A 13,163-nucleotide genomic window follows, 5' to 3' on the forward strand; every position below is an offset into this window, starting at 1 on the left:
GCACGACCAACTGAAGCAATTGATCAGCTAGCTTAGTATAACGCAGGTCGGGTCTCTGTGGCAGGTCGTCCTGCTGAATCACGGGTTTTTCTGCAGGACTACAGTTGAGTGGCACTTCCAGGACACCGTGCCGATCAGCCTCACGACCAGCCCCATGGTCCGACCCCCGTGGTTCCCGTCCCGCAGTCCACATAGCACCAGGAGACACTCATGGCAGTCAGCCGCAATCCGCTCGACGAGTTGCGCGAGACGATCAGCAACCTGGCCGATCAGATCAAGCTTCCGGGTTCGGAGCGCGGCGATGACCGGGTCGGTGAACTCTTCAGTGCACGGCCCGGACCCGCCCGGCCACTCGCCGAGGTGCAGGCCGAGCTCGACGCCTTGGTCGGGCTGGAAAGCGTCAAGGAACAGGTGCGGGCGCTCGTCGCGCTGCTCCAGGTCCAGGCCCGCCGGAAGGCGCACGGCCTGCCGGAGGTCGCCACGTCGCAGCACCTGGTGTTCCTCGGGAATCCCGGCACAGGCAAGACCACCGTCGCGCGCCTCCTGGCCGAGATGTACCGAGCGGTGGGCTTGCTGCAGAAGGGCCACCTGGTGGAGGTCGACCGGTCGGCCCTGGTGGGGCAGTACGTCGGCGCGACGGCGATGAAGACGGACCGGGTCATCCGCCGGGCGCTGGACGGCGTCCTGTTCATCGACGAGGCCTACGCCCTGACCCCGGAGGACGGCCGGATGGACTTCGGCCCCGAGGCCATCGAGGTGCTGCTCAAGCGGATGGAGGACCACCGTCACCGCATGGTGGTGATCGTGGCCGGCTACCCGCGGCTGATGGAGTCGTTCCTGCTCTCCAACCCCGGCCTGCGCTCCCGGTTCGCGCGGGAGATCACCTTCCCCGACTACTCCGTCGATGCTCTCGAGACGATCTTCAAGCAGATGCTGACCCAGCACGAGTACACCCTGGAGCCCGGGGCCGACGAGATGCTGCGCCGCATCCTCGCCAACATCCACGCCGGTGAGGACTCCGGCAATGCCCGGTTCGCCCGCACCCTCTTCGAGCAGGCCCTCAATCGCCAGGCGCTGAGGCTGTCGCTCGACGCCGGCCGGAGTCTCGATACCCTCGACCGCGACGACGTCATGACGCTCACGACCGCAGACCTCGTCGAGGCCGCGGAGGCGCTGGGTGAGGAACCCGAGCCGGAGGCGCAGCCCCAGATGGAGCCCGAACCATCGCACTGGTGGAACTGGCGGACCTGGCCGTAGGGGCGGGATCGCGGCAGCGAGGTGCCACGAAACATGGACTTAGGTCACTGGTGGCCCCCGCCGGGAGAGGACTAGGTTGCGGGGATTGCATGTGAACCGATCACACCGTGTCGCGATCCTTCTCGCGCTTCTGGACAGTTCCGCGGTGCTGACGAGGTAGGGAGCTGCTCGTGACGAGAAGCATCGCACTGTCCGGTCGTCACGCACGGGCGTTCGGCGCCGGTGTGGCCACCAGCCTCACCGCGGCGATCCTGGTCTCCGGATGCGTCGGGGCATCGCCCGCCGCCACGCCCGATCCTTCCTCCACGTCCTCTTCCACCGGGTCCTCTGCAGCGTCCTCCACAGCGTCCTCCGCAGCGTCCTCCACGGCTGCGGAACGCCCGGTCGCGTCGGAAGGAGAACTACCGGGGGGACTGCGCTCCGACCTCCAGGAGACCGTCGAACGGACGATGGCCGAGTACGGGGTGCCCGGCGCTGCCGTGGGCGTCTGGATCCCCGGCCAGGGCACGTGGACCTCGGTCTCCGGTAGTGCCGACCTCGAGAAGGGCGTAGCCGTCGATCCCGGGATGCAGTGGCCGTTGCGCAGCATCACCAAGTCCTACTCCGTGACGCTCGTCCTGCAGCTCGCCGACGAGGGCGTGATCTCGCTCGATGACACGATCGACGAGTACGTCGAGGGTGTGACCGACGGTGACCGGATCACCCTGCGCGAGCTCGCCGGTATGACCAGCGGCAACGCCGACTACACCAACGAGGACTTCGTCGCCGCGTTCTCCGAGGATCCGGAGCGCATTTTCACCCTCGAGGACCTCAACGGATTCATGCTGGGCAAGCCCGCCCGGTTCGCACCGGGTACCGAGAAGGTCTACACCAACGCGAACACCAACCTGCTGGGCGCCGTCGTCGAGCAGGCGACAGGACAGCCGTTCGGTGCCGTGCTGGAGGGCCTCATCCTCGAGCCGCTCGACCAGGCCGGCACGGAGTACATCGTCGACGCATCGACGTGGGACACCGCCCACCCGGTGGGCTATGCGCCCACCGCCGACGGGCCCGAGCCGCAGGCACCCAACCTGTCCGTCTTCGGTCCGGCAGGATCGATGGTCTCCACCCTCGACGACGGGCGCGCTTGGGCGGAGACGCTCGCGACCGGCGCGTTGCTCGAGGCATCGACCCAGGCGGAACGCCTCGTAGGAGCGCCCCTGGACGCCGGCCCTCCCTACGACCTCTATGCGCTCGGCATCGGGAAGACCGGGGGCTGGTGGGGTCACAACGGTGAGGGCTTCGGCTTCACCGCTGCCCTCTTCCATCAGCCGGACACCGGCGCATCCGTCGTGGTCTTCATGAACCTGTCCAACGAGGAATCCGGCGCCCATCCCGCCGACCAGCTCTTCCGTCGCCTCGCGGCGGTCATCGAGAGTGGAGCAACGCCATGATCCGACGCCTTCGGAGAACAACAGCAGCGGCGGCTGCGCTGATGCTTGCCGCTGCAGGGGCGACGGCGTGCACCGCCGGATCCGCCCCCGCCGGCGACACGAGACCCGTGTCGCAGGTACCGGATGCCGCGCTGGAGGTCATGAACCAGCAGGAGTACGCGAACGGTCGCTGGCAGATCACGGCCACCGACATCGAGACGGGTGAGGTGCTGGTCGACCTCGACGGGACCAAGATGGCCGAGCCGGGCTCGTTCGTGAAGACCTACAGTGTGGGCGCGGCATGGCTGACCTGGGGGCCGGATCACACGCTCACCACCCCGGTGAAACGGGTCGGCGAGGTCGTCGACGGGGCACTCCGGGGTGACCTCGTCCTCGTCGGCAAGGGAGACCTCACGATGGGCGGGCGGACGAAGCCCGACGGCACCGTCGACTTCACGGATCTCGATCACAACGATGCCAATCCGCTTCCCGGGGCCACGCTCACGCCGGAGGACCCGCTGACGGGATTGAACGAGCTCGCTACGCAGGTCAAGGCCTCCGGAATCGACTCGGTCAGAGGGGAGGTCGTCGTCGACGATCGACTCTTCGCGGGTGAGCTGGCTGGAGAACCGATCACCCCGATCATCATCAACCAGAACATCCTCGATCTCCAGATCACGCCGGGAGAGGTCGGAGAACCGGCGACGGTGGAGCTGACTCCTGCCGTCGAACCGTGGCGCGTGGTGAGCGACATCCGGACAGTTGCTGCCGGCGAACAGGCGGAGGTGACGAATCCGGAATCGGCAGGGGGCGGTGAGATCGTGATCAGCGGCACGATCGCCGCCGACAGCGACCCACAGTTGAAGGTGCTCGTGCTGGAGGACCCCGCGACCTTCGCCCGCACGGCGTTCATCGAGGCACTCGGGCGGGCCGGCGTGTCGGTGGACGGCGACCCGACCGCTGGGAACTCGACCGCGACTCTCGCACCGCAGGCCGACATCGACGCGCTTCCGTCCGTTGCGGAGCTCGAGTCGCTGCCGCTCGCAGAGGAAGCGACGTATGTCATGAAGATCAGCTACAACCGCGGTGCCCAGACCTTCGTCTGCCTCCTGGCCGTGGAGACAGGCAAGGACGACTGCAGCACCGGCATGAGCGAGGCCGGCCGGATCTGGAAGGACGCCGACCTCGACATCACCGGTGCCTCCCTGATCGACGGCTCAGGGCTCGACGGCAACTACATCACGGCCGAGAATGCCGTCCAGATCCAGACGATCATGGCGGACCGTCCGGATGCCGAGCGCTGGCGGGATACCCTCCCGATCCTGGGCGTGGACGGCTCACTCTCGACCGTGCAGGCCGACAGTCCCGCCGCGGGAAAGGTCTTTGCCAAGACGGGCACCCTGGCCGGTGGCGACTCCTTCAACGGACGCCTCCGGCTCGGTACCAAGACGCTCGGGGGCGTGATGGAGACCGAGAGTGGCCGGACCGTCGCCTTCACGATCATCATGAACCAGGGGTTCGCGGACGACATCGACGGGGTGTTCAAAGCGAACGACGACGTCGGGGCGGTGGCGGCGGCCATCCAGCAGGGATTCTGATCGGGCGCGCGCCGAGCTCAGTGCCCGGGTCGGCCAGCGACTTATCGGTGTTGCAGGCATGGTCACAGGGCGACCTCGGCATCGACGCGGGGATGGCCGTAGCGGCCGATGAGGAGGACGCAGCCGAGCATCGTGAAGGAGAGCATTGTCTGTCCGTTGGGGACGGGCGCTGTCGCGCCGATGACGAGCGCTGCGAGGAGCATCAGGACCTGGGTGATTTTCAAAGCCGTTATCAGGCCGTTTGTCGGGTGCGGCGGAGGAAGAAGCCGAGAACCCATTGGGGTGCCTTCGACATTGAGGCCCGCGCCTGCCGTCCATACGGGAGAAACGGTTCCCCGGAGTGGGCGGCTCCGACAGATCAGCATCTCGGAAGCCTCGGGCAGGTCACCATCCGCTGCCGCAGTGTGGCGGAAGAGCCGGACATGGAGGGCCCGCGGGGCCGAACCAAGGCTGCGCGCGGACTCCCGGTGGAAGGTTCGCCGACATCGGTCGTCCGCCGTCAACGCTTCGGCGCAGAGCCCGACCCGTTCGTCCGCGCCAGGAGCTGCCTGCGCCCACCCGATGGCCTCTGACGGAAGATTGAGGGCACTGGCGATTTCGGCCACCCGGGTCTGCAGCTCACCACGCTGCGCGGCGATCTGTCGCCGTGCCTCGATCGCCCAATTCGTACCCGTCTCGTCGCCGAGCAGCGGGGCCGCCGACAGGTCCAGTGCGCGGCGCAGGAGCGGATAGGCGACCGCCGGGGGTGCAGAACCGGCTTCGCGGACCAGGTGGTGGAACAGGTCGAGATCGGAATCGATGAGCGCAGGATCAAGGACATAGCCACCGTTCATGGTCCGCAGCGGCCCGGTTCTGGTCCGGTCGGGCTGGACGAGCCGTCGCAGCTGAAAGACGTAGCGTTCGAGCGTTTGCAGAGCACCGTCCGGCGCCTGGTCGCCCCAGAGGAATCCGATCAGCCGGTCGTTCGACATCTCGACGCCGATGTTCAGCAGCAGTATTTCCAGGATGTGCCGTGGCGTGCACCCACCCATATCGGTCGACGTGAGGACAATATCGTCGCGCCGCAACTCGAAATTGCCGAATAGTCGAACAGATACGATCGGTGTGACCCCAGCGGTCGGTTCCATGCCATACTCCGGTATCGACTATCGCGTCGCACGCAAACGCTCAAGAATGGAGAATTCACCGTCCGAAGACGCTCCCCCTGCTGCCACGCCCACTGTGGCATCCGCTAATTGCCCCGAACAATAAAGCCACTACTCGACTTTTACCGGACCATCGATTTGCGGGTCCCGCGGCTTGCATTGGAGTAATAGCGAGTGGTCGGTAGGTAGCAATCCGGTGCCCAGGCGAGTAGCCGCTCGATGCCCGAAGCGATAACACTCGCGGGAGCCCCGGCCGAACTCGCCAGGCCTACGGGCCTGGTGGACCTGATGTGATCGCCCTGCTCAACACCGAGGCCGCGTTCGCCCCCCTCCCCCGCCCGGGCACGGGACACGGAGACGAAACTCGAAGAGGCCGGTGGATGCACGCCGTTCCCGGAATTTCCCGGGATCGTCGCATCGCGTCATGTCCTTCCCGCCAACCCGACGGGGCTCAGGCGTTGGAGAGCTCGCAGTGATCGAGCCCTTGGTGCGCCGTAGGGTTTTCGAGTGCTGCCCGAGTGGTGCGCGCCCGGGACAGTAGTCGGTCGAGTCTGTCCAGGTCCAGTACGGCGGCCGAGAGCATCCGTCGAGCATCGTCCTGATTGTAGGACTCCGTTTCAAGGTTCCGGAGCGCGTATTGAACCGTTTGGGCCAGCGTGATCCGTTCGTACTCCAATGACACCACGTGTCGCCGGGACGCCGGGAGGTCGGCAGGAATGTCCTCGCCCACATCGTCCTCGATATGGGCCGAGAAAAGTTCGACCTCACGGAAATGGAATTGTCCTGATGTTTTCATGATCTCTTTTTTCGCTATCAGTGGTTCGCCTGGACCCGGTATCCGCTGCTGACCCTGCTCGTGATCACCGCAACTCTTCAGATGCTCAGGTGCGGCAGCAGTGAAGGTCCGAGCCTCGATGGTTGACGGATCATCCACAGGTGGGCCGATGGTGCCCGAAGGACAGATTTCAGGCGGCGCCGGGCTTCTCCACCACCGCATCATGAGGAGTCGAGGGGCAAAGGTCCGTGATCAAACCCGTTCCGGCGCACTCACGGATGGCACGGATCCCCTCGACGGCGGACGCCTTGTCGGAGAACTGCGCGGATACGGCTACGACTTCCCCGTCGGGAGCCTTCAACCTGAACACGAAGGAAGTGCCTTCGTCCTGAAAGAGCTCGAACGTTCCGGCCATGGCTGCCTCCTGTGGTCGCCCGGGCAGAAGGACCGCTCGGGCTCGTCATTTGATTCGGAGTGTTCCGGTGCATACCAGTCGGTACGGCAACGGGACAAGCCCCCAAATGTGACCCCAGCCACACGCTCTATATGGTAAAGGTCTCCTCCGGTACTCGCGAGTAACCACTGCCGAGGGTCTAGACGCCATGCCACAGGACGAGACACCACCAATACCCCGTCATCACTGTTCGTGGAACGTCCTGCTACCCCGTCTCGCAAGTAAGGGTGGTGGTTCGTGAGAGTGAGGTCGGTTGCAAGACGCTTCTCATTGCATGGTGATTCGCGTGGAGGAGTGGCATGGGCAATCTGATCGGAGTGTGCGAGGTGTCCAGGGGCACCCGGGACACCGATCGCCAGGTCCGCCGATCTCATCGCGGCCGGTGTTCGCCACGACGACGTCCATTTCGATCAGGTTCCGTTCTCGTGTTCACAGGTATGCGGGGGCTACAGCAAAAACGGCAGTTAGAACATGCCTCTGGTGCTGGGAGACTTCGTGAATCAGCAGCGGTGCGTCGTCGTAGGGTACGACATCGGTGATCAGGTGCTTGCGGATAACGTCGCCGTGAGAGCGGAGTAGTTTGATGGTTTCGGCGGAGAGCCTGGCACGGTCCCATTGCCCCGCCAAGCCACGGGGAACCCGACCGATCTGTGCACACCGCAGGGTCAGCCCGTTGTGATGGAACTCCTCTCCCAGGCGGACCTCGTCCGCTCCGCCGGTGTAGAAGGCGAGGTCGATGACGCTGCCCTGGGGGCGGGTGGCCCGGAGGGCGGCATGGAGCGCTTGGGCGCGTCCGCGGCATTGGAAGACGACGTCCGCGCCCCGGTCGGCCGGGCCGTGGCGCCACCGTGTCTTCAACAGCCTCCCGGGATCATCCCCCAAGTCAAGGGCGGGGAAGCCCAGCTCTTCCGCGAGCCGCCGGCGGCGCGGGTCCGAGTCCGCGACGGCTATTTCACGTGCACCCAGGGACTGGGCGAAGAGGGCGGTCAGAAGCCCGATGGGGCCGGCACCGGTGACCAGCACCTGACGGCCCTCCACGCCGTCCGCAAGACTGCGAACCGGGCCACCTGTGGCCTCCGCTGCCGCGTGCAGCAGACCGTTGGCACAGATCGGGCCGAGGTGGGCCGCATAGACGCCGAGCAGCGGGTCAAGGTCCTCCCCCAGCGGCACCAAATGTTCGTTCAGCGGATCCGACACATGCGCGGTTGCATGCCCATAGGCGCCGGCGACGATATCTCCTTCCGAGAAGGCGTCGGTCCTCGATTCCACCACCCGGGCGACCTCCATGTAGCCAAGCCGTCGGACCGGGTATGCTGTGTCGGCCGAATCCGGCAGGAACAGTCCCAGTTCGGAATCCAGACGTGACCGCAGCCCCGGGTGGTCCCCTTTCACAAAGGCCAGTTCCGTGCCCGCGGACAGCCCGGTGACGAGGGTTTCGAGCAGCAATCCACCCTCAGGGAGTTCCGGCAGCTGCTCCTCGACGATTATCAGGGCACCGGCTGCCGGGATGACGAGGTTGCGGCGGCCGCTCATGGCATCGCTCCCTGAACAGCGGACCGCTCTCCGGACAACCTGACCGGCAGGCCGGTCCGGGCCGACTCGGCGATGGCGCAGCCGAGCCGGTGGGTGCGCAGGGCCTCGGCGTAGGGAACACGGGTGGCCTCCCGCTCACCACGGACGGCTTCGATGAATTCCCGGTCCACCGCCACGCGGGGGTCCTCCCCGCATGCCAGGTCCGTCCGGGACATGCCGTCGAAGCTGCTGAGGCCGGCTTCGGACACTTCAAGGTACAGGCCGCGGCTCACCGTATGTAGAGCGGCCCGGTGCTTGGCGGCCAGCACGGATGTCGCAGCCAGCGTGGCCACCGCTCCCGAGGCGAAGCGCAGCGTGGCCGCCGTGGCGTCGTCGACGTCGTCCGGTCCCAGGAAGGCCCCGTCTACCGCGCGCAGGTCGGCTTCCGGCGCACTCCGGATGCCGGCGGCGTAGACCTCGACGACTTCGCCGAGGAGGAAACGGGCAGTGTCCAGAACGTGGGTCAGCTGTTCCACCACCTGGCCTCCGGAGCGGTCGGACCGGCCCCACCACGGGACCGGGGGCCGCTTGTCCAGCCAATAGCCGCTGGCCAGCAGGGCCGGCGCCTCCGCCAGCAGGTCCCGGGCGTGCTCCATGACGTCCATACAGCGCCAGTGGTAACCGGTACCGGTGACCACACCGGCGGCCTCCACGAGCGCTGCGATTTCCTCCGCGGTTTCCCGGCCCAGGCCGACCGGCTTCTCCACGAACAGGGGCAAGTTCCGGGACAGCGCGGCACGCTCGCCCGAACCGTGGGCGAAGGGAGGAACGCACACGTAGACGGCGTCCGCATCCGTCAGGTCCAGGGCTGTATCGGGGTTCGTGAAGGCCTGTGCGCCCAGTTCTTGGGCCAGCCTCTCGGCCGTCGCCGGATGGGCATCGGTGACACTCGTGATCCGCGCGCCAAGCTGCCGCAGGTTGGAGACATGGCGCTGCCCTACCGACCCCGCGCCGACGAGAGCCACTCTTACGGTCATGACGCCTCCTCAAGAATCGTGTCGTACAGACGCAGGTATCCGGCGGCCATCGCCTCCGGCGTCCAGACGGACGCCGCCTCGATGCAGTCCTCGGCGCGGATACTGTCCAGTTCCTGCAGGAACCCTGCCAGCTCCGGTTCACCGGCGGCAAGGAACCCGGTACGGCCGTGCTGCACCAACGAGGGCAACACCCCCATCGGCGTGCCGACGACGGGAACGCCCCGTGATAGGGCCTCCACCACCCCTGTCGCCCCGGGCTCGGCCCATCGGTTGGGTGCCAGGAGTACCCGGGCGGAACGCAGAACGCGTTCTTTCACTTCACCACCGATACCCCCGATCCACCGGTACCTGTGTCCGTCGAGCAGAGGACGAACCTCGTCCTGGAAGTAGATGACGTCGGGGTGGGATGTCAGCTGGGCGTCGCCGGACGCGAGACGACGGTCCAGCTCAGCAGGATCATCGATGCCGGCAACCGGCCCGGCGAGTACCAGCGGCAAGCCCGCCTGCCGACAGATCCGCACGGCTGCATCCTGCCCCTTGTCCCGGGTGATGCGGGCCAGCACCAGGGCATGGTCTGCTTTGTCCGCCCGAACCTCAAGTGCCGGTGGGGCCGCAAGCGGCACGACACCGATGGTCTGGCGACGCAGTGCCTCCGGTGCGCGGTCCAGCTGGGACTGCGAGACAGCGGCGAACCGGACACGACCACGACCGTTGAAGGATTCGTAGAACGCGCCATGCTTCGCCAGGTCCCAATGCAGGGTCTGCAGCACTGGGGGGGCCGCCGTGCCCATGGCGGCAAAGACCGCAGGTCCCACGACTTCGAGGTGATCATGGACAAGATCCCAGCTGCCGCCGTCGTGAATGGCCTGGACGATTCCCTGCATCTGGGCGTGCGCGATACCTGACACCTGGTTGTAGGGCCGGGCGATCGAGGCGAACTGCGGCCCGGCCAACGGGTGCAGATAGCTGTCGGCTTCGATCGTGCTGGTCCCGACGGCGGCCAAGGTGACATGCACACCGGACCGGCGCAGTTCGGGAATCAAGGTGGCGATGACCGTTTCGATGCCGCCGTAGCCGGAGGGTGGGACGGGCAGCCACGGGCCGGCGTTCACGAGAATCCGCATCCTCAAGCCCGCCCGCCGGTCATGGACCAGTGCTGTCCGACGTCCAGCATGGGCGGTCGTTCGGACACCCCGACGACGGCGGTGTCACCGATGTAGTTGTCGCCGTCCCGGAGGAACTGGGTCAGCTCGGCGGTCCGGGGAGCCGCCGGCGCAAGCCCTCGCCGGTGCAGCCGCGACTGCACGGTGAGCTGAATCTGCATCGCCATCTTGGCTAGTTCGCCATCGGTCGAGTTGCGGTGGCGGCGTTCTCCAAGATCCACCTGCGCCATACCGTCCAGACCCACCGTTTCCAGCACATCGATCAGCATGCCGATCTCGACTCCGTAACCTGAGACGAAGGGTATGCATTCGAGCAGGCTGCGACGGCCTGCGTACTCTCCGGCCAGCGGTTGGACGACCCCGGCCAGCTCAGGCCAGAACAGATTCAGCAGGGGACGCGCCACGAGCTCGGTCACCCGGCCACCCCCGGCCGGCATGACCTTGACCCCATCATCGAGGGGTCGGTCGTAGCAGCTCTTGACGAAGTGAACCTGCGGATCGGTCAACAAAGGGCCGAGCAGACCAACCGCGAACTGCGCGTTGAAGCCCTCCAGGTCTGCATCGATGAACACGATGATGTCCCCCGAAGCGATCGCCAGGGACTTCCACAGCGCTTCGCCCTTGCCGGGGATGCATCCGGCGTCCGGCAGGATCCGGTTCTGATGGGCGACCGTGGCTCCAGCGGCCGCCGCTACCGCAGAGGTATCGTCCGTGGAATTCGAATCGATCACGATGATCTCATCCAGCAGCGGCAACTCCCCCATCAATTCGGTGCGCAACGGGGTGATGATCGCCCCGATTGTTGCTGCCTCGTTCTTCGCCGGAAGCACCACGCTGACCCGTTGACCTTGCTTGCGCGCCGCTAGTTCCTGCCGGTCGAACGCACTCCCTTGGAAGCTTCGGGTGGAATACCAATCCTGAACCTCTGCACGCATGTCGGCTTCCCTCTCGCCAAGCGTGCCGGTCGATGCCGGCCCAGCTATCGATAGGATCAGGTCGAAGCCTACGGTTCCGCCCGGTCCTTGGGAATAGATCAAAGCCGTATCGGTCCGGGACCGCAGACTTCCTCGACAGGGAAAACACGGACCCGGACCAGGGTCAAAAGCTCTTAGGAAACCAGCGGCAGGGGGAGAACTGATGCACCAGATACGGGCCGGCGGGACACGTCCACGCCTGGTGTTGTGGAGGCACGGCCAGACTGAATGGAACGTGCTGGAAAAAGCACAGGGCCACGCAGACATCCCACTCGATGCAACCGGGCGCCGCCAGGCACAGCGGGCCGCAGAGCTGCTGGCTACCTTCAAGCCCCGATTCATCTGGTCCAGCGATCTGGAACGCGCCCGGCATACCGCCGCCGAACTGGCCCGACTGACTGGTCTGGAACCTGTGCTCGACGAGCGGCTGCGCGAATACCACGTGGGCATCCGGCAAGGTACCACCTTCAGCGAGTTCCGGCAGCAGCACCCGGACGTTCATCGAAGGTTCTTCACCGAGGAAAACTACCGGGTACCTGGTGCCGAACTACCCTCGGAAGTGAACCAGCGGATGAAGACCGTGATGGTGGAGGCGGCCCTGGCCCTGCGCGACGGAGGCACCGGTGTGCTGGTGGGCCACGGGGCGGCCCTGCGCAGTGGGTTGATGGCCTTCTTCGACGCCCCGGCCCATATGCGCGAGATGTTCGCCGGCATGGCCAACTGCGCCTGGGCCGTACTGGAAGAACACCCCGACCGCGGCTGGCAGGTCATCGACTTCAACGCGCAGGCCCTGCCCGATACGTCGTCGACGCTGGCCGACGATATGCCAACCGAACACGATACATAGGACCAGACCGAATCAACTTCAGTAATGCATACAAACCGTGGAGGGAGCGTATGCAATGTCCGCTCCGTCCCTTGTGGCCCCGTGGTTCCTCCGCCCGCTTCTCGGGCTGGCGCAGGCACCTTTGGTTAGTGGTGGCCGGTCTTCGTTGTCCCGAACATCAGGGTTCGGCGTTGGACGTCGTAGTACACGGTCTCCGCCGACGAGAGCAGGTCCTGAAGATTATCGGCGTCATCGGCGTCGAGGGTCAGGACTTCCTCCCAGGCTCCCTGGTCGAGGACCAGTTGCAGGGTCCAGGATCCGGGCTGGCCTGGGTCGCCGGCTACCCAGCTGAATTGATAATGGCTGAGCTGGCGGACTTTGATGCTGTCATCGGTAACGGGCTGATTCAGGTTCTGTGCCATGGTAGGTCTCTCCTTGCACCACCCACCAGGATGGTGGGCGCTGTAGCCGGTTCGGACAGATACCGGGAGGACCCGTTCGCAGTGCTGCGGAAAGAATCGGGCTCACCGGATGCTCCCAAGGTAGTACCGCTATCAACGGCGGTAAACACTCGCACGATAAGAATGAGGAGACTCTTGACGCGTAGAAAGGGGTCAGGTGTCCGGCAGCTCGAGTCGCGCCCTGGGTGGGATGCGGCCCTTTCAGGGTGTACGTGCAGTCCAGCCGGTTCGGGAAGCCTCCGACCGGATCGCCTCGGCGAGCTCGCGAGGACGGCTCCACATGGCGAACATGACATGGCCTGCGCGGGCCAGCTCCAGCACCTGCGCGCTCGGGATCGAGCAGCACACCAGGGTGGTCCGGACCTTGCGGCGGGCATCGTTCGTGAGCTCGACGGGCTGACGAAGCACGGGGCCGGACTCAGGGACGGCCCGGGCCCGAAAACGGTCGAGGACCTCCGCGCTCAGGCCCTCCAGGCTCGCCTGCGACTTTCTTTCCAATCGTCGTCGCTTCAAGTCGCCGACAGGGCCGTCGGACTCCATCCGCTGAAG

Annotated in this window: 12 protein-coding genes and 1 pseudogene; 4 read left to right on the top strand and 9 right to left on the bottom strand. The window is 65.9% G+C overall.

The annotated features are described in order from the left end of the window. Positions 1–210 precede the first annotated feature (210 nt). From AC4D2E_RS07725 to dacB, 3 genes are all read left to right on the top strand, one after another. The gene (locus AC4D2E_RS07725) at positions 211–1,257 is read left to right on the top strand and encodes an AAA family ATPase (protein WP_490952178.1); all 1,047 of its coding nucleotides are present in this window, start codon (positions 211–213) and stop codon (positions 1,255–1,257) included. 170 nt (positions 1,258–1,427) lie between these two features. Beyond that, positions 1,428–2,690 (top strand): serine hydrolase domain-containing protein, encoded by a 1,263-nt coding sequence (locus tag AC4D2E_RS07730; RefSeq protein ID WP_490952179.1) that lies wholly within the window; start codon positions 1,428–1,430, stop codon positions 2,688–2,690. Continuing rightward, positions 2,687–4,267 (top strand): D-alanyl-D-alanine carboxypeptidase/D-alanyl-D-alanine endopeptidase, encoded by a 1,581-nt coding sequence (gene dacB, locus AC4D2E_RS07735; RefSeq protein WP_490952180.1) that lies wholly within the window; start codon positions 2,687–2,689, stop codon positions 4,265–4,267. Before AC4D2E_RS07730 ends, dacB begins: the two co-directional genes overlap by 4 nt. 62 nt (positions 4,268–4,329) lie before the next feature. On the opposite strand, the gene AC4D2E_RS07740 is transcribed toward dacB, so the two are convergent. The 7 genes from AC4D2E_RS07740 to AC4D2E_RS07770 all read right to left on the bottom strand — a co-directional run bounded on the left by AC4D2E_RS07740 (position 4,330) and on the right by AC4D2E_RS07770 (position 11,288). Then, positions 4,330–5,394: an AfsR/SARP family transcriptional regulator gene (locus tag AC4D2E_RS07740; RefSeq protein WP_490952181.1), complete on the bottom strand. Its 1,065-nt coding sequence runs from the start codon at positions 5,392–5,394 to the stop codon at positions 4,330–4,332. Between the two features lie 469 nt (positions 5,395–5,863). Further along, a complete protein-coding gene (locus AC4D2E_RS07745; protein WP_490952182.1) occupies positions 5,864–6,346 on the bottom strand; it encodes a hypothetical protein in 483 nt (160 codons plus the stop codon). 31 nt (positions 6,347–6,377) lie between these two features. After that, positions 6,378–6,602, bottom strand: a complete 225-nt coding sequence (locus AC4D2E_RS07750) for a YegP family protein (RefSeq protein WP_490952183.1) — start codon at positions 6,600–6,602, stop codon at positions 6,378–6,380. A gap of 468 nt (positions 6,603–7,070) precedes the next feature. Next, positions 7,071–8,174 carry a zinc-binding dehydrogenase gene (locus tag AC4D2E_RS07755; protein ID WP_490952184.1) on the bottom strand — a complete coding sequence of 368 codons (1,104 nt, stop codon included), beginning with the start codon at positions 8,172–8,174 and terminating at the stop codon, positions 7,071–7,073. After that, positions 8,171–9,190 (bottom strand): Gfo/Idh/MocA family protein, encoded by a 1,020-nt coding sequence (locus AC4D2E_RS07760; RefSeq protein ID WP_490952185.1) that lies wholly within the window; start codon positions 9,188–9,190, stop codon positions 8,171–8,173. Before AC4D2E_RS07760 ends, AC4D2E_RS07755 begins: the two co-directional genes overlap by 4 nt. Further along, positions 9,187–10,302, bottom strand: coding sequence for a glycosyltransferase (locus AC4D2E_RS07765; protein ID WP_258069635.1), 1,116 nt, complete (start codon positions 10,300–10,302; stop codon positions 9,187–9,189). The genes AC4D2E_RS07760 and AC4D2E_RS07765 overlap by 4 nt, the downstream gene beginning before the upstream one ends. 14 nt (positions 10,303–10,316) lie before the next feature. Next, positions 10,317–11,288 (bottom strand): glucosyl-3-phosphoglycerate synthase, encoded by a 972-nt coding sequence (locus AC4D2E_RS07770; RefSeq protein ID WP_490952186.1) that lies wholly within the window; start codon positions 11,286–11,288, stop codon positions 10,317–10,319. Positions 11,289–11,490: 202 nt separating this feature from the next. Between AC4D2E_RS07770 and AC4D2E_RS07775 the strand changes: the two genes are divergently transcribed. Further along, the gene (locus tag AC4D2E_RS07775; protein WP_490952187.1) at positions 11,491–12,174 is read left to right on the top strand and encodes a histidine phosphatase family protein; all 684 of its coding nucleotides are present in this window, start codon (positions 11,491–11,493) and stop codon (positions 12,172–12,174) included. Positions 12,175–12,299: 125 nt separating this feature from the next. On the opposite strand, the gene AC4D2E_RS07780 is transcribed toward AC4D2E_RS07775, so the two are convergent. Beyond that, entirely contained in the window at positions 12,300–12,575 is a 276-nt protein-coding gene (locus AC4D2E_RS07780) for a hypothetical protein (RefSeq protein WP_104164482.1), read from the bottom strand. 240 nt (positions 12,576–12,815) lie between these two features. After that, positions 12,816–13,097: pseudogene (locus AC4D2E_RS07785) on the bottom strand (alpha/beta fold hydrolase); the annotation flags it as partial. Positions 13,098–13,163: the final 66 nt, after the last annotated feature.

Source organism: Arthrobacter sp. TJ-265 (genome assembly GCF_058269135.1).